Source organism: Rhizobium sp. BK376 (assembly GCF_004341625.1).
Lineage (GTDB): Bacteria > Pseudomonadota > Alphaproteobacteria > Rhizobiales > Rhizobiaceae > Rhizobium.
Map to the genome: position 1 here is coordinate 63,912 of NZ_SLZG01000022.1, position 16,817 is coordinate 80,728.

The 16,817-nt window shown below is 58.7% G+C and carries 17 protein-coding genes and 1 pseudogene; 12 read left to right on the forward strand and 6 right to left on the reverse strand.

The genetic code is table 11. The features are described from left to right. The first annotated feature begins 105 nt into the window (after positions 1-105). Genes EV561_RS30080 through EV561_RS30100 form a run of 5 tightly spaced genes read left to right on the forward strand, consistent with a single transcriptional unit; the run spans position 106 to position 5,228 of the window. A complete protein-coding gene (locus EV561_RS30080; protein WP_207910619.1) occupies positions 106-1,077 on the forward strand; it encodes an efflux RND transporter periplasmic adaptor subunit in 972 nt (323 codons plus the stop codon). Continuing rightward, positions 1,074-2,012, forward strand: coding sequence for an ABC transporter ATP-binding protein (locus EV561_RS30085; RefSeq protein WP_132527414.1), 939 nt, complete (start codon positions 1,074-1,076; stop codon positions 2,010-2,012). Before EV561_RS30080 ends, EV561_RS30085 begins: the two co-directional genes overlap by 4 nt. Beyond that, entirely contained in the window at positions 2,009-2,968 is a 960-nt protein-coding gene (locus EV561_RS30090; protein ID WP_132527416.1) for an ABC transporter ATP-binding protein, read from the forward strand. The genes EV561_RS30085 and EV561_RS30090 overlap by 4 nt, the downstream gene beginning before the upstream one ends. Further along, a complete protein-coding gene (locus tag EV561_RS30095; RefSeq protein WP_132527418.1) occupies positions 2,965-4,101 on the forward strand; it encodes an ABC transporter permease in 1,137 nt (378 codons plus the stop codon). Before EV561_RS30090 ends, EV561_RS30095 begins: the two co-directional genes overlap by 4 nt. Before the next feature lie 2 nt (positions 4,102-4,103). After that, the gene (locus tag EV561_RS30100) at positions 4,104-5,228 is read left to right on the forward strand and encodes an ABC transporter permease (RefSeq protein WP_132527420.1); all 1,125 of its coding nucleotides are present in this window, start codon (positions 4,104-4,106) and stop codon (positions 5,226-5,228) included. 336 nt (positions 5,229-5,564) lie between these two features. On the opposite strand, the gene EV561_RS37355 is transcribed toward EV561_RS30100, so the two are convergent. Next, complete coding sequence (locus EV561_RS37355) at positions 5,565-5,732, reverse strand: hypothetical protein (RefSeq protein ID WP_165927961.1); 168 nt, start codon at positions 5,730-5,732, stop codon at positions 5,565-5,567. 1,092 nt (positions 5,733-6,824) lie between these two features. Between EV561_RS37355 and EV561_RS30110 the strand changes: the two genes are divergently transcribed. Both EV561_RS30110 and EV561_RS30115 read left to right on the forward strand, forming a co-directional pair. Further along, positions 6,825-7,043 (forward strand): hypothetical protein, encoded by a 219-nt coding sequence (locus tag EV561_RS30110; RefSeq protein ID WP_132527424.1) that lies wholly within the window; start codon positions 6,825-6,827, stop codon positions 7,041-7,043. An 886-nt stretch (positions 7,044-7,929) separates the two neighbouring features. Beyond that, on the forward strand, positions 7,930-8,250 hold the full coding sequence (locus EV561_RS30115) for an ATPase inhibitor subunit zeta (RefSeq protein ID WP_132527426.1): 321 nt from the start codon (positions 7,930-7,932) through the stop codon (positions 8,248-8,250). Positions 8,251-8,649: 399 nt separating this feature from the next. Here EV561_RS30115 and EV561_RS30120 read toward each other — a convergent pair whose 3' ends face one another. From EV561_RS30120 to EV561_RS30130, 3 genes are all read right to left on the reverse strand, one after another. After that, complete coding sequence (locus EV561_RS30120; RefSeq protein ID WP_132527428.1) at positions 8,650-9,075, reverse strand: universal stress protein; 426 nt, start codon at positions 9,073-9,075, stop codon at positions 8,650-8,652. A 155-nt stretch (positions 9,076-9,230) separates the two neighbouring features. After that, complete coding sequence (locus tag EV561_RS30125; RefSeq protein WP_132527430.1) at positions 9,231-10,271, reverse strand: zinc-dependent alcohol dehydrogenase family protein; 1,041 nt, start codon at positions 10,269-10,271, stop codon at positions 9,231-9,233. Positions 10,272-10,966: 695 nt separating this feature from the next. Further along, positions 10,967-11,422, reverse strand: coding sequence for a host attachment family protein (locus EV561_RS30130; protein ID WP_132527432.1), 456 nt, complete (start codon positions 11,420-11,422; stop codon positions 10,967-10,969). Positions 11,423-11,928: 506 nt separating this feature from the next. On the opposite strand from EV561_RS30130, the gene EV561_RS30135 reads away from it, so the two are divergent. Then, positions 11,929-12,765, forward strand: a complete 837-nt coding sequence (locus EV561_RS30135) for a universal stress protein (RefSeq protein WP_132527434.1) — start codon at positions 11,929-11,931, stop codon at positions 12,763-12,765. A 29-nt stretch (positions 12,766-12,794) separates the two neighbouring features. Continuing rightward, on the forward strand, positions 12,795-13,262 hold the full coding sequence (locus EV561_RS30140; RefSeq protein WP_132527436.1) for a hypothetical protein: 468 nt from the start codon (positions 12,795-12,797) through the stop codon (positions 13,260-13,262). A 27-nt stretch (positions 13,263-13,289) separates the two neighbouring features. Here EV561_RS30140 and EV561_RS30145 read toward each other — a convergent pair whose 3' ends face one another. Further along, positions 13,290-14,024 (reverse strand): response regulator, encoded by a 735-nt coding sequence (locus EV561_RS30145; RefSeq protein WP_132527438.1) that lies wholly within the window; start codon positions 14,022-14,024, stop codon positions 13,290-13,292. Positions 14,025-14,163: 139 nt separating this feature from the next. Here EV561_RS30145 and EV561_RS30150 point away from each other — a divergent pair, with 139 nt between their 5' ends. After that, positions 14,164-14,895 (forward strand): Crp/Fnr family transcriptional regulator, encoded by a 732-nt coding sequence (locus EV561_RS30150; protein WP_165927962.1) that lies wholly within the window; start codon positions 14,164-14,166, stop codon positions 14,893-14,895. A 91-nt stretch (positions 14,896-14,986) separates the two neighbouring features. On the opposite strand, the gene EV561_RS30155 is transcribed toward EV561_RS30150, so the two are convergent. Beyond that, the gene (locus EV561_RS30155) at positions 14,987-15,523 is read right to left on the reverse strand and encodes a TetR/AcrR family transcriptional regulator (RefSeq protein ID WP_132527442.1); all 537 of its coding nucleotides are present in this window, start codon (positions 15,521-15,523) and stop codon (positions 14,987-14,989) included. A 159-nt stretch (positions 15,524-15,682) separates the two neighbouring features. On the opposite strand from EV561_RS30155, the gene EV561_RS30160 reads away from it, so the two are divergent. Together EV561_RS30160 and EV561_RS30165 are read left to right on the forward strand one after the other, a co-directional pair. Further along, positions 15,683-16,369, forward strand: a complete 687-nt coding sequence (locus EV561_RS30160; RefSeq protein ID WP_132527444.1) for a glutathione S-transferase — start codon at positions 15,683-15,685, stop codon at positions 16,367-16,369. Between the two features lie 218 nt (positions 16,370-16,587). Then, positions 16,588-16,817: pseudogene (locus tag EV561_RS30165) on the forward strand (PA-phosphatase); the annotation flags it as partial.

Genomic DNA, 16,817 nt, shown 5'->3' on the forward strand with positions numbered 1-16,817 from the left:
GAGAGCAAGCCCGCCATCCACGGTGATCAGGCTCCCCCACCTGCACCTCGCATGGAAGAGGGGGCTTTATCACGGACAAGGCCGAGGTTTCGATGGCGATGGCTGTTGGCAGGTTCGACAGCGGTCGCGGCGATCGGCGCCATCGCCTTTTTTCACGGACCGATCAGGCAGGCCCTGTTCGGGCCACCCGCCGCCGCCGACATGATTTTGCTTTCTGGCAATATCGAAGCCCACGAGAGCATCTTGAGCTTCACGCAGGTGCAGGCGCCGATCGTCGATCTGCCGTTTGATGAAGGAAAGGTCGTGACTGCAGGAACCGTTCTCGCGAGGGTCGACGATCGCATCTACCAACGGCAAGTCGACATCGACCAGACGAATCTGAATGTGGCGATCGCCCAGGTATCGGTGAGCGAAAGCAGTCTTGAGGCGGCGCGCCATGCTCTTGCCAGCGATACGTTCGATCTTGCGGAAAAGCAGAAGGAGTATGCCCGGGCCGAATCGCTGGCGAGGAGCGATGCCGTATCGCAGCAGACGCGGGATCTTGCCCTAACCGCCCAACAGCAGTCAGCGGCCGCACTTGCGCGCGACCAGGCGATGGTCGCGGTCGCTCAGGCGAATGTCCGTCTTGCCCAGGAAAATGTGGCTGCGGCGCAAGCGCGTATTATGCTGGATCGAACCACCCTGTCTTTTGCAGAGCTGAAGGCGCCCTTCACCGGGGTGATCGCCGTGCGTGCCGCAGAACTCGGCCAGCTGGCAGCGCCGGGCGTTGCGATCTTCACCCTCGACGATCTCGATCACATCTGGCTCAGAGCCTACATCAATGGCCCGGATATCGGCAGGGTCCGGCTCGGCGAGAGTGTGACGGTGACGACCGATAGCTATCCCGGAAAGGTTTACGAGGGACGCATAAGCTTCATCTCGTCGCAGGCCGAGTTTACCCCAAAAACGGTCGAAACCCATGCCGAGCGGATAACGCAGGTCTACCGCGTACGCATCGATATTGACAATCCGAGCCATGAACTGCTTCCCGGCATGCCTGCCGACGCCACCGTTCGCATGGTGGCGCCAGGACAATGACGTTACCCGCTGACATCATCGTCTCCGCACAGGGACTGTCGCGCAGTTTCGGCGACATCGCTGCCGTCCGAAACGTCGATCTGGCGATCGGAAAGGGGGAAATCTTCGGACTGGTCGGGCCCGACGGCGCCGGCAAGACGACGACGATGCGGATGCTGGCTGGCGTCCTTTCACCCGACGCCGGTCAGATCTTTCTCGACGGGATCGACGTTGTCCGGGCGCCCGAGCACGCCAAGCCCCATATCAGCTACATGCCGCAACGCTTCGGCCTTTACGAGGATCTCACCGTCTTAGAAAACATCTTCTTTTACGCAGAGCTTTTCGGGATTCCGGCTTCGGTCAGGCGCACCCGAAGTGCCGAACTGCTTTCGGCAGCGGCAATGGCGCCGTTTTCGAAACGGCTTGCAGGCCGGCTTTCCGGGGGCATGAAGCAGAAACTCGGTCTCGTCTGCGCGCTGATCCATGCACCCGACGTGCTCTTGCTGGACGAGCCGACCACCGGCGTCGATCCGGTTTCCCGGCGCGAGTTCTGGGAGATCCTCTACCGGCTGAGGGAGAGCGGCGTGACCATCGTGTTTTCCACCGCCTACATGGACGAGGCCGAGCGGTGCTCGCGCCTCGCGCTGATGAATGCCGGTGAAATCCGTCATTGCGATACGCCGGACCGGCTCAAAAGAGCGATGCCGGGAGCCTTGCTTTCGGTCACTGCGGTCGATGTTCGCGGTGCCTTCGACGCGCTCAAGGGGGTGCCGGGTGTCCTGGGAAAGCTGATGATGGGCGACCGCGTCAATGTGCGGGTCGATGACGCACGAAGAAGGGAACCCGAGCTGCGGGAGGCACTCGCGCGACAGGCCATCGCGGCCGAGGTCGGCTCGATCGAACCGTCGATCGAGGACGTGTTCGTCGCCCTGCTCGGCAAGGGACAGGCGACATGACCGCAACGCTTTCCTTGGCTGATCCTGTCGTCATCAGCACCCGGGCGCTCTGTAAGAGCTTCGGCCCCTTTGTTGCGGTCGACCGGCTGGACCTGACAATCAATCGCGGCGAGGTCGTCGGTTTCATCGGACCCAACGGAGCCGGGAAATCGACGACGATCCGCATGCTCTGCGGATTGCTCAAGCCGACGTCAGGTTCTGCGGTCGTTGCCGGGCATGATGTGGCCCGCGAGCCCGAGGCTCTGCGGGCGCAGATCGGCTACATGTCGCAGAAATTCTCGCTTTATGGCGACCTGACCGTCAAAGAGAACCTGCGCTTCTTCGCCGGCATGTATAGTGTTGCACGCGATGTGCTTGCCGAACGGATGACGTCGGCGATGGAAATGGCCGGGCTCGAGGCCAAGGAGGACGTCCTTGTCAGAACCCTTGCGGGTGGCTGGAAGCAGCGGCTCGCGCTTGGATGCGCGATCCTGCATCGCCCCAAGGTGTTGTTCCTCGATGAACCGACCTCGGGTGTCGAACCGCAGGCACGCCGGCGGTTCTGGGACCTCATTCACGGCCTTGCGGGCGAAGGCGTTACCATCCTTGTTTCGACCCACTACATGGACGAGGCGGAATATTGCAATCGTATCGCGCTCATCAATTCAGGCAGGCTTGTCGCGGTCGGCAGCCCGGGAGAGCTTCGCGCCCACCATCTCGACGGTGAACTGTTCGAGCTCGCATCTTCCATTTCGGCCTCGACGCTAAAGATCGTGAAGGCAATTCCCGGTGTCGTCGACGCTGCCATCTTCGGGGACAAATTGCACGTACTGGCAGCCAGCGACAGCGCAACGACGGTCTCGTTGCAGCTCGAACGACTGGCCGCGAGGGCCGGCTGCGTCCGCCGCATCACCCCGAGCCTGGAAGACGTGTTCGTTCGCCTCGTCGCGCGCCGAGACGGGGAGGTGCTTCCGTGAACCGCCGCCGCCTTTTCGCTATCGCCTACAAGGAAGCGCTGCAGATATGGCGCGACCCACGCAGCCTGGCGATCGCCCTGCTGATGCCGTTGATGCAGATGGCGCTTCTCGGTTATGGCGTCAGCCTCGATATCAAGCATGTTCAGCTTTGCGTCTATGATCAGGAGAGAAGCCAGATCAGCCGGGAGCTGATTGATAGCTTTTCGTCATCGGGATGGTTCGACGTCGTCATGGTCCTTGGGAGCGACCGGCACCTGAAGAGCGCGATCGACAGCCGCGCCTGTGTCGGCGCATTGACCATTCCCCCCGACTTTTCCCGCAGGCTCGCCGCGAGCGGAGGTTCCGACATGCAGGTCGTCTTCGATGGCACGGATACGAACACGACCAATATTGCCAGCGGCTATGCAAAGGCCAATGTCGCCAAACTGACTGCGGCGTTTCTGGAGCGCTGGACGGCAAGCCATGGGCTCGAGACAGCACCTGTTCAGGCGATCGATTTGAGAACCCGCGTCTGGTTCAATGAAGGGCTCGATAGCCGAAACTTCATCATCCCGGGCGTCGTCGCCGTCATTCTTGCTTCCATCGGTGCGCAGCTTACCTCGCTGACCATCTCGCGCGAATGGGAGCGCGGCACCATGGAACAGCTCATTTCGACGCCGGTGACAGCCTTCGAGGTCATGCTCGGAAAGCTTCTCCCCTATTTCGCCATTGCGCTCGTCGACGCCGGTTTCTGTCTCATCGTTGCGGCATTCTGGTTCGACGTGCCGTTTCGCGGGAACGTCGCAACGCTTGTCATTACGACATCGCTCTTTGCCATTGTCATACTGGGAATCGGCTACCTCCTGTCGGTCAGGATTCGCAGTCAGCTTGGCGCGAGCCAGATCGCCCTGATCCTGACGATGCTGCCGACGACGATGTTGTCCGGCTACACCTTTCCCATCGACCAGATGCCGGTGGCGATCCAGGTCGTGACCTTCCTGGTCTATGCCCGCTATTACATCACGATCCTGCGGGGCGTGTTTCTCAAGGGCAGCAGCCTGGCCGATCTTGCCATGCCCGTCGCTGCTCTGACAGTTTTTGCAATCGTGATCGGCGTCCTCGCGGCTCGCGCCTTCAAGAAGAGGCTCGACTAGCAATGATCGAACGGCTTCGGGTCATGCTCTTCAAGGAGTATATTGAACTTTGGCGCGATCCCTGGGCGATCTTCCGATTGATCGTTCCGCTTGTCCTGCAGGTGATTATCTATGGCTATGCCGCGACTTTCGACGTCAGCCATGTTGCAACCGCTATCGTCGATCTGGACCGTAGCCAGGCAAGCCGGGATCTCGTGTCACGTTTCTCGGCCGCCGGCCGCTTTGATATCGTGCGCTCAGGACTGGACGAGAAGGAGGCCTTGCATGACATCGATACCGACCGCGCTGTCATTGCCGTGATCATCCATGCCGGATTCGGTCAGCATCTCGCCGACGGCTCCGGCGCGCCGCTCGGGGTTGTCGTCGACGGCAGCAATTCCAACACCGCCATGATTGCCGCTGGCTACGTTGGCGAAATCGTCGCACAGTTCGAGGCACAGCGGTCTGCAGACCTTCGCGCAATGAACGCCGTCTCGCCCTTCGTCGCCGTATCGATGCAACAGCGTCCATGGTTCAACGTCAGTCTCGACGATCGATGGTTCTTCATTCCCGGCGTCATCGGCACACTGACGCTGATGCAGGTCATCAGCCTGACCGCCTTTGCGATTGTGCGGGAGCGGGAACTGGGAACGCTGGAGCAGGTGCTCGTCACGCCGATCCGTCCATTCGAATTCATTCTGGGAAAAACGATCCCGTTCTTTATGATCGGCCTCGTGGACATACTCATTGTCGCCCTTCTCGGCGTATTTTGGTTTGATGTGCCCTTCATCGGCAGCCCGTTCGTCATGCTTGTCGGGGCGAGCCTGTTCCTGCTTGCGGCTCTAGGGCTCGGTCTGTTTCTTTCGACCGTATCGCAAACCCAGCAACAGGCCTTTTCCTTAAACTTCTTCATTCTCAATCCGATTTTCATCCTGTCGGGATTTGCGTTTCCGATATCGTCGATGCCTGCCGTCCTGCAGTGGCTGACGCTCGTCAATCCGTTGCGCTATTTTCTGGTCGTGATCCGTGGCGTGTTCCTGAAGGGCGTAGGGTTTGCGGTACTTTGGCCGCAGATGGCGGCTCTGGCACTCTTTGCGATCGCCATGCTGTCGATCAGCGTTTTGCGCTTCAGGAAGTCGCTCGATTGAGGACGCGGATAAGCGGCGTAAACCGGCACGAGCCAGTTCAAAAGCAATGGGCCGCCCGAATCCCGGCGAGACAATGGGAGTGCAATATAAGAGGCGGGGAAGGAGAGCTTGACCTGATCCGCAACCGATCAGCGGGAACCGTGATCGCCCGTCAAAGTGTCAAGGCAAAAGAAACCCCGCGCGGCTGGGGCTGTGCGGGGTTAGGCAAAACGATATTCATTACGGCCGCTGGACGACGGGCGGCGATCCCGTCCAGGCAACTTTGCCTAGGATAGGCTCATGGTCTGATGGAGCGCAACTCGTCCTGTCGGGGTACCCCTATCGAAAATAGCGGGGCTAATCTTCATCGTCGGTGCGATGTTCTTCAAGGCTTTCCCAAAAGGTCCATGCCGCCATGAGAGCCAATGCTATCAGCCCGTCGACGATCCACTGCACGCCCAATTGAAAGCGCTCAAAAACAAAGATCACGAAACCTATCAAAATCGCAAGTACAGCCGCCGACATTGAATTCCTCCTGCCAACGATCGAAAATATCCCGGTCTGCCCGGAGTTCAACCGACGGGTGTCGCTGTTGTTTCAGTGATGGTGAGCAACTGCGCTAAAGCTTTGCCGCAATCCGCCGATACGCCCGGCCGAATGCGAATCCAGACCTACATCATCGCGGTGCTCCTAAGCCTCATCTTATGGGTACTGTCATTCGATGCGACAAAGCATGTTTATCGCTATGCGCAAGCCGTCCGCGCGATATCAAACCTTCACGTCGGCTACCGTGCTCGGGAGATCTTGCATCGGATGCATCCCCACCCCCAATGATGAAGTGGCAGTCAACTCTTCGTTTGGACGACATCGGCGATCGGCACGCATCGAACGGGAACGCGGGCTTTCAAAGGAAGGGATGATTGGCGCACTCCTCTTCTACGCAATAAGAATCCCCGCCTTGCGGCGGCCCAGCGAGCGAACTTACCTCGGGGAGGGGCGAGAAACAAAGAAGGCCGCTGCCAGAGCTCATCAAATCTGGCAGCGGCCTTCCGCTGGATTGCCCCCAATCCAGAGCCACAACCATATCGTGAGTTTGATGTTTTGGAAACTTACCAACTCACACTGCCGGCCGCGAGGTTACCGTTGCTGAGCGCCGATCGGTCTCCGACGGATGACGACGAGCACGAACAGCAAGAGGTGGATTTCGTGCCAAACTCAATCCGGCCAGTCTTCCGATTGCTCCGTGCAGCGGTAGAAAGCGCGCGTTGAAGAGCTCAATCATTAACGGAGATGATGATTGAGAAGGCGAGACGACCATGTGATCGTCTTGTTGCAATCCATCGAGCCTCCTACGGACAAGGACCTCTGGCTGGGCGATCGGATCTCATGGGCCCTGTGCCGACAAATTGACATCGATCAACGACCGCGGCTCCAGGAACCGGCATCATGGCAAGATGCTGCGAACGGGCAATTCCACACGCGCTCGTGGGCACTCAAACGCAGGCAGTCACCATGTGATGGTGGGATCCCTTCGCATGATGACGACGGCCCCTCGCTCCGAGCCCGGGGCCGCTTTCTTCGGAAAAGCTAACGCGTCGTGATCAACGGAGAAATACCATGTTGAGAATACAACTTTGTGCAATCGCCGCCGCAATGGTTGCGTCTTCTGCAGTCGCAGCCTCCGAATATTACGTCGAGCACGCACCGAACAGCAAGACGTGCATGGTCTCGGAAATGAAGCCGGATGGAAAGAAAACGATCGAAGTGAGCGGTGGTCACAAGACCAAAGCTGAGGCAGAAGCAGCCATGAAGGCAAGCAGCAAATGCGCTCATTGAAAGCGCCCGGCACGAGGGCGGGGGAGGCACTTTGTTAACAGCGAGGAGCTATTGATTTGGACGTCGCTGACCACAGCGATTCCTCCGATCTTCAAAGGTCGCCCGGATCTTATGTCGGGCGGCTTCTTTCCGACTTCGAATGCCTGATTGCACGGTTACGACGCTATGGCGGCCAGATCGCCGTTATCAGGCTGTAAAACCGGCGGGACCGAAAGCCTCGTTATGAAAAAGCTCTTCTGGCACCGCGAGCCTGCCAATGACGGTAACCTAGAATACTGTCGATCGCACGTAGGATTGCGACCTTGCAGCGCTTTTGCAACACATAGCCGCGCCCTGGGGTCGAAGCGTTGAAACCATATCTTTGGCTATTTATGATTGTATCGGGGATCGCGCTTGTCGGGGTGACCGCCTCTGCGATGTCCGAAATATATAGCCTTCTTATGACCGGGGCTTCCGTTTACTGAGGAGGCAGCTCGAAAACGACCACCGGCATTCCAAATGCCAGCATTCTTGATCGACCAACCGGTCTTGGAGATTGCAGGGGAGAGGAGAGGAGAGGAGAGGAGAGGAGAGGAGAGGCGCTGCCGCTCCGACCAGCTTGATCGAAGCCCACGCCCTGGTCGGCTAGCCAGGGCATTGATCCGAGCCAGCTCGATTTTTGCTTCGATTTTCGCGGCCAGGTGTCAGACCAGCGAGGATGGAAAAGCTGAACGGCAAACTGGGCCCTGGGTTACGGCGGTCAGCCTCCAGATAATGGAGCGCTTCACGTGTCGCGATGTCAATCAGGCGGTGGAAGCAGCGGTCGCAGCAATTTAGTGACCCACTCTTGTTCTGTCGCGCCCGCCTTCCGTGTTCGAATACAGCTGGAGTAAAAGGGAGATTTTCGATGGCTAGCATAGATACAGACGTCATGAGAATGGTCCGGCGCAACAAGCTGGTCGGCATGTGGGCGGCGAAAAAACTGGCCCTTGTCGGCGAAGAGGCCAAGGCATACTCGGATGAGCTTGGAAGGGCGGCAGTCGACGTCAGACGCAATGACATCCTCGCCACGCTCCGAAAAGACTTTCTGGCAGCAGGAGTTGCTCAATCCGACGAGGATATTCTGGCAGTCATGAACCAATCATGGCTTGCGGCCGGAAAACCAGCAAACGGCAGAGACGCCACCGATGGGGCGGCGCTGCAAATCGCCCGTAATCTGATGAGATAGGGCTAACGGCAGTCGCAGCGGCTCAGGCTTTCGCGGCACAGACCTGGGCTCGCGTTCGGTCGCTCGTTTGAAAATTGAGCCTGCTTTGGGTTCCTGACCGTCCTGCCAAAGGATGGTGTCACGATCGCTTGTCTCTCCAGGACGAGGCGACGCGAAACTGTTGCGAAAGAAAGGCGGCGCTCTGAAAATCCCACCGGCCGGCGCCCATCGATTAGGCCGGAGAAAATCCGGTGCTGAAGCCTTTGTCCGCCAGACCCTGCGTTAAGGGGGCACTCATCGGATATGTCGCGAAAATCGTATCAACTCGGCCGTCAACGACGTGTCTCGACAGGCGTCGCAGGGCAAGACGGCGTCATGACGGACCGTCCCGCTTCCCACCCTTGATGAGAGGAGCCCGGTTTACCGGCAGATGTGTATCGAGCAACGTGCCTCGCGGGCGACCTTGTCCGCCGTCGATCCGAAAAGCCTGCTAAGAAGGCCCTGCTCGTGGGCGGAAACAACGATGAGATCCGCATCGATTTCCTCGGCGACATCGAGGATCGTTCGTGCCGCGCCGCCCGTCCGTACACGCAGCACCGCCGGCACTGAGAGCTGTTGGCTCAACTCCGCCAAACTGCGTTCTGCAGCAGCGAGAAGCTTTGAGGCATTTGGATCCTCGATTCCTGCGGGGTTTCCTGCGGAGCTGACCGGGAACTCCTCAAGGGCATGCACAAGGTAAAGCGTCCCGCCAGGCGACAGCAGCTCCTTAGAGATCTTGATAAGGTGACGCGCGCGCTCCTGCGACTTCAGGCCGATGGCGCAAACGATCCGCTCAAACAAACTCATCCTGTTCCACTCGCATAGTCCGACATCTCCGGCTTCCTCCGGGCTGGTTCGACCTGCCTGTTGGCGCTCCAATCACCAGTGATCCAGTCTTACAAGGTCACATCAGGTACCGGCAATGCGCCGCTGCCGACCGCGGTCGCACAGCACTGCTTGCTTCATGCCGCTCTTATGATGACTTTGAGAGCATGGCTGGTCGCGGCCGCAGAAAAGGTCGCGTAGGCCTCGTCGATTTGATCGAGTTCAAAGTGGTGCGTGATCAGGGTCTTCGGATTGATCCTGCCGGACTGTACCGACTTGAGCAGCGTGGGTGTCGAGACGGTATCGACCAGCCTTGTGGTGATCGATATGTTTTGTGACCATAGCCGTTCGAGATGCAGGTCCGCTTTGGTGCCATGCACGCCGATATTCGCAATTGTGCCTCCTGGCGCAATGATGTCCTGGCAGAATTCGAAGGACGCGGGAATTCCAACGGCTTCGATGGCCGTGTCCACACCTTTGCCGTCGGTGAAATCAAGAACTTTTTGCCTGGCACGTTCATCGTCAGCCCGAAGGATCTGCGTGGCTCCAAATCGCTGCGCGACTGACAGCCGGTTGTCATCGACATCAATCATGATAACGACGGCGGGCGAAAAGAACTGTGCCGTCAACAGCGCGGCAAGACCGATCGGACCCGAGCCGACAATTGCGACCGTTGAGCCGGGCTGGACCTTGCCGTTGAGGACCCCGCATTCAAAACCGGTCGGCAAAATGTCGCTCAGCATGACGAGGGCCTCTTCATCCGCGTCCGGCGGGATCGGATAAAGGCTTGTATCGGCAAGCGGAATGCGAACATATTCGGCTTGCGTTCCATCGATCGTGTTGCCCAGTATCCAGCCCCCGGTCTTGCAATGCGAATACATGCCGCGCCGGCAATACTCGCATTTGCCGCAGGCTGAAATACAGGAAACGAGGACGCGATCCCCGATCTTAAAGTTGCTGACGTCCGTCCCGACATCGTCAATCACGCCCACCCCTTCGTGCCCGAGAATTCGCCCCGGCAAACAGGATGGCACGTCGCCCTTCAATATATGCAGATCGGTGCCGCAGATCGTCGTCAGGTTCATCTTGACGATCGCGTCCGTCGGCACGGTGACCCGTGGCATGGGTCTGTCGAGCAGGGCCTTTCGGCCAGGTCCCTCGTAGACTAAAGCTTTCATGATCCTTCCCCGTGTCGTCCTGCAGGTAGTCCTGCCGGCGTCATCGTTTGTGGTGCAGAGCATCTGCGACCGGCATCATTGCGGATGAAGATCGCTCGCAGCGTTTCTCGGGCCTGCGTTCAGGTCGGGCCTGCCGTGCGTCGTCTCTCGTGGGACGCAAAGCTGGTACCCGCGCCGATCGGCCTCGTCAAAGGCCGACCGCCGTGCAGATCGCGCGTCATCAGCCGTAATGATCGCCGACGGATTTCATCAATTCGCCGATCGCAGGGCCACTCTCAGTTTGAAACAGGCATGAGTGCGTGCTCCGAACCTCTTTTGCCAGCATGTGCAATTTCCGGCTCCTGGCCTTGATCTGGATCAAACGTCCGTATTGGCACCGAGATTCGACAGGAGGGATGGATAGGCGCCAGCAGGTCCCCGCCCGAGCCGCGCCTCATGGATATGCTTTCAAGGCAGCCGGACAAGGAGAACGCATCTGATCGACGCCGGGTGCGGAATCAAGTGTCGCCGTGGCGCCCGTGACACGGACCGTCATGCTTTCGATGGCGATTGCCATGCCTGCTTGGCGAGGTTCTGACCTGGCGCCATGTCATCGCTAATGTAGTCACAGGGTCGCTCTCGCTCACGCAATCGCGACCACGGGCGATGGTCTGGCTACTGCCTTGGAGATCGCCGGCTGGCTGCCAAGGCGGCATCTATTCGAAAAGAGCCGCAAGATGAGTTTCGATCTCATCGATAGGAAGCTTCGTCAGGTCCTTGGCGATCTCCGCAGCGACAATTGCCTTCGTCTTCATGTCAATCCTATCCCGCAGCTGGCCGAGCGGCCTCGGCGGTGCCACGATCACGAGACGCCCCACCGAACCGTCAGCGACAAGGTCATCGATTTTTCTTGCGACATCGGCCAGGAATTCGTCTTCGGCAGCAAGGTGGAGATCATATTGCCCGACAGCGCTGCGCGATGTGCCGCCCGATGAAACGACACGGCCGGGACGGTCCGTGCCCATCTGCCTGGCTGCCGGGGCATGCATGGTGGAGTGATCGACGACAACAAGATTGAGCAACTGCGCATCTCCGTCGTTTCGAAGAAAAAGCGCACGGGCTCCATCACAGACAAGGACCCAATCTTTCCATCCAATTCGCAATTTCGACATGGTTCCTATCCTTCCAAAGTGTACCCACTTGACGTATGTCGCGGCAAGTGATCCGGCACAAAGATCCTAGCAAAGCTGAGCTGCTTCGCATTTGCGGCAGGTCAAAACCCGTTTGCGGGCTGAAGGGGCAGACGTCGGTGCTCGCCTAAGCCGTCGCCAGGCCCGCGGGCCAGCACAGGGACTGCAGTGTCATCAGCTAATCCGAGCACTGGCACCGGTTCGATCCGGCCCGGTTGACGCCCTGCAAGCACCCCCCGGGGTCACGCGATTGCGCTCTTCAGGCAACCTCGTCAACATCCCCCGATCGAAAAGTATTGCCTTGCAGGCTTCGGGACATCCCGTTCTTCGCCCATATTACGCGTGAGCCGAATCGGTCCCCGTCGGCATCAGAGCCCTGTGGGGCGATTTCTTGGCTGCGGTTTGAGGAGGATCAAGTCGACCCGCCCGCATTCGGGATAGAAGTCCTCCGTCAGGGCGATGTGGCCCGGTTTGAGGGGGTACGGACTATGACAATAAAGACCATTCTTTGCATCGTCGGCATGGATCACACCAACGACGATATTTCATCTTGCGTCGAGCTCTGCAGACAGGTGGATGCTCACCTTACCTTGCTCGTCATCCCGCTCGATGCGACCTCGCCCCTTGGAGACTACGCGATTACCCCGGCGTCGATCTGGTTCGAAGAGCATCGGCGAACTTCCGAACGCCTCGCTTCCAAGGTCACCGACCTGAAAGAGAAGCTCTCCAACGCTGGAATTTCATTCGACGTTGAGGGTGAGTGGATGGACGTGGAATGGGCGCCGAGCGATATCGGCGAGCGCGCCCGGTATGCGGACCTGATCCTCGCCAGTGCCAGTGTCCTTGCGGATGGCACGCTCAAGACGGCGGTACTGGAAGCTGGACTATTTGATGCAATGTGTCCGATCCTGATGATCCCGATTCCCGGCAAAGCAACGCTCAAACCGAAGACGGTGCTCCTGGCATGGGATTCAAGTCTTGAGGCAGGGCGTTCGGCAAAAGAAGCGCTCGACATCATGGCAGGGGCGGACGCGGTTCATGTCACGATGGTTGATCCCGACGCTGCGCGCGGACGAAATGGAGAAGAGCCCGGCGCGGACATTGCGCTGTATCTGACACGACATGATATCGCTGTCACTGTCGATCGGCTGCCGAGCGGCGGGCGAGAGGTGGGCGACGTACTCGCGCAGCACGCCATCGATATCTCGGCTGATCTCATTGTCATGGGCGGCTATGGACACTCAAGACTGCGCGAGCGTGTGTTTGGCGGCCTGACCCGGACGTTCACGACGAAGCCGCCATCGACCATCTTCATTGCGCGGTAGCGCGTGCCAGCGAAAGGGACGGCGACGCTATGAGCGAGCTTTTTCGAGGACCGAAGACAACCCGCGCCTATCACGTCGAGCCGCTTCAGCCAGGTGACGTCGACAGGGCCTTTCTTGTCGTCGCGACGGTTGCAAGAACGCTGTCACTCGAAGAGTGGAAACGGTTCTGTGCCGCAATCGATGACAAGCCATGGGGCGGCCAGCGGCGGGTCTGGATCGCCAAGACCGAAGCTGGGATCGTACGAGGGGTCGCAGTGGGCCGGCTGGAGAAGCACGACGTCTTTGGGACGATACTGGATATCCCGCTCTTTACGACTGCGTCGGCTGCCGATGACCGGGGAGTGGCGCGAGCGCTCATCGACTACCTGAGCTGTCTTGCCCGGGCGGCAACGTGCCGTTCGATCCGGTTCTGGACGATTCTGGGAGACAATTGGGAGCGAATGGCTGTCTCCGAGGAAATCGGACGCTCGGACATTGGGGTGCAGCTCCTGGTGTAGTGGACACGGCTGTCGCAGCGCATGACGCTAGGGATTTTTCACGCCCTTGCCCGCAAAGACATAACCAACGCCGCGCACCGATTTCACCAGCTCCGGCTTCTTCGGATCACGCTCGATCTTCTTCCTCAGCCGGGCGATCTGGGCATCGATGCTGCGGTCATAGGCCTCAAGGTTCCGGCCACGGGTCATGTCCATCAGCGTCTCACGCTGAAACACGCGGCCGGGATGCGATGCAAGCACGGCCAGCATTTCGAATTCGCCCGTGGTCAGTTCGATCTCGGAGCGCGCCTGGTCCAGCAACCGGCGGCGCCCGAGGTCAAGCGTCAGCCCCTCGAACTCGATGATCCGGTCCTCCGTCTTTGCGGGGCTTTCCGCAACCACCTGGCGCCGTCGCATCACCGAGCGGACGCGGGCAAGAACTTCGCGTAGATGAAACGGCTTGGCGATATAGTCGTCCGCGCCCACTTCCAGGCCGACGATCCGGTCGATGACATCGCCGCGTCCTGTGAGCATCACGATGGGAATGTCGGAGGTCGAGCGGATCTCCCGCGCGAGCGTCAGCCCGTCGTCTCCGGGAAGGCCAAGGTCGAGAAGGATCGCGTCAAACGTGCCCTTGGCGAGCGCGGCGCGCATCGCTGTACCGTCCGCGACACCGGTGACCCGATAGCCTTCCTCCTCGAAGTAGCGGGCAAGCATCTGGCGAATTCGCGGATCATCATCCACGACGAGGAGACTGTAATCTTTGCTCGCGGCGAGCGACATGGCTTCACTGCTCCGGGATCAGCGATCGGTCTTCTGGTCACACATCGTTACGATCGGAGACCATTTGTAACGCCGTCATCGTTCTCCCGTAACAGGTCTGCGGTCAATTCCTTTCATCCGGGGCAAAGAGGGAATGGACATGTTTTCGACAGGCAGCATCCAGCGCGGAGACAAAGTCGTTGAAACCTCGTCGTCCGTGGGACCGTCGCTTGCGACGCTTTTCGACAAGGTGCCCATTGAAAATGTGACCGAAGGAGGCGTCCTGTTCCGGGAAGGGGAGGCGGCAACACACATTTTCGAGATCGTGGAGGGGTTGCTGCGCATTGTCCGGGTGAGCTGTGACGGACGCCGTACCATTACCGGCTTTCTCTTTCCCGGCGAGATCGGGGGCGTCTCTTCAAAGGATAGATATCTCTATACGGCGGAAGCGGTCATTCCGACCTGCGTTCGCAGCTACGCGCGTTTAAGTATGCAGCAAAAGTTGGAGCAGGATCCCGGCCTGCGGCCGAGCCTGTTCGCGCGACTTCGCGACGAGATGTCGGCTGCGCAAGAACAGATTGTGTTGCTTGCTCACAAAGTGGCCGCTCAACGCATATGCGGTTTTTTGATGATGCTGGCGAGCAAGCGCGGCGGCAACCAGTCGTCAATGACGACGATCGGAATTCCGATCCTCCGCCAGGACATCGCTGACTACCTGGGTCTTCCTCTCGAGACAGTCTCGGGCGCCTTCCACGCGCTCGCAAACGCAAAAGTCATCGTGCCCATTGACAGACAAAGCTGCACTGCGGATCTCGAATCTCTTGCCAGTATCGTCCGGGGCGACAATTGGACGGATTGTCATCCGCGAAACAGGCTCGATCTCGCAAGCTAGACGGCCGGATCTGGCGAAGCCATTTTCTTCCTTGGAGCCAAATGCGGAAGGTATGGTTCTTCCCGGTATGCGCCGACTGGTGGGTCGTGATCTACGGCAGCAGGCCGGCTTTGCGATAGGCCGAAATCGTTCGATCGAAGACTGCGATATCGGCGCTTCCCCTCGCTACCAGTTGCGCCCCCTCGATTGCCGAAAAGATTGCCAATGCTCTCTCGGCAACATCGCTCGCGGCCAGTTCCGGAACCAGCCGAGCGACGAGTTTCTCCAGCCAACTGACGTTGACAACTGTAAAGCGGTCTACTTCCCGTTTGACTTCAATGGGCAAATCGTCGCGTTCGGCAAGCATGATACCGCAAAGGCACATTCTGTTGTCGTTCAGAAGGGCCGATCTGAAGGCGGAGAGATAGGCGTCAACGGTTGCCTCGCTGTCTTTCGGATCAAGTGAGAGGCCAGACAAAAGCTGATCGGCCTCGTCGGCGTACTGACTGGCAAGGGCCATTCCCAGATCGCCTTTTGTTGGAAAATAGTAGTGAATGCTGGCGCTCGTGACGCCTACTTCTTTCGCGATTTCGCGAAAATTCAGGGCGTTGTAGCCGTGTGATTGAACTGTCGCTTTTGCAACGGTCATGATTTGATTTTTTGTGTCCATCGAAGCCCTCTATCACATCCAAAGATAATCTCCCGAACGAAACTTGCAAACAAAACCTATTAATCAGTTGATAGGTGTTGACCTCGGCACGTCGCCCGCTTAGACGTACTTATCAACTGATTGATAAGGAGATATTGCATGAAAATTTATGATCGGCCTGGCTTTCCCAACCCCGCTCGCATCCGCATCGTTTTGTCTGGCAAGGGCCTGGACAAGAAGGTCGAATTCGTTCCGGTTGACCTTATCGCTGCGGAGCACAAGCAGAAGCCATTCCTCAACAAGAACCCGTCTGGGGTGATCCCGGTTCTCGAACTGGATGACGGAACACTCATTTCAGAAGCAACAGCGATCACCGAGTATCTCGATAATCTGGATGGCGATCCAATGTTCACTGGGAAGACCCCGCTTGAGAAGGGCCTCATCCACATGATGCAACGTCGTGCAGAGTCGATGCTCATAGATCCCGTAGGTCTGTACTTCCACTATGGCACGCCGGGCTTGGGTGAGGCACTGCAGGCCCACAAGAGCCCGGAATGGGAAGGTCGCTCGGAGTGGGCTCGGCGAAATCGGCAAACTGCAGAACAAGGCATGCGCTATTTTGATGGTATTTTGGAAGACCAAAATTTCGTGGCGGTCGACTATTTCTCAATGGCGGACATTACGGTCTTTTCCGGATTGGCTTTTGCTGAAGCGGCTGGTCTGACCGTGGGTGAAGACTTGTCAAACTTGCGCGCATGGCGGCTAAGGGCATCCGAGCTTCCGAGCGTCAAGAACCGGACTGGTCAACAATTCGTCGCCGACGACCTGCGCAGACTGGGTTTCTAAGAGGCAAACAAGGGTCCGCAAGTAAGTTGCGGACCCTGAGCAGTCGCGATCGATACGATCGAGACTTTTACAACGGCGCGAGGACATGCTTGCAGCCTATGATCTGGCGCTTCTGCTGGCCAACGATCCGGCTTATCATGGGCAGACCCTGAAGAGCGCACCCGTCAAAGGACTATCCGGCCGCGCTTGCCGCTGCACGCCCCGACCTGATCGCGGTGTTGAAGGCGAATTGCGGTGCCGATATCCCCACCTGCGCCAAGGACGATACGGGTAGGTTCAGCAATCCGGCGCAGACCTATGGCCTCCCTGTCGTCTATCCCAAGAACTTTGGCGTCACAGAGGAGGTCGGCAAGATGGCGCCGGAAGCTGGCAATCTGCTGACTGCGGCATTTCCCTCGCTGACCCTGGACGAGGCCAACCAAATCCTCACGGACACGGAAGGTCCGGG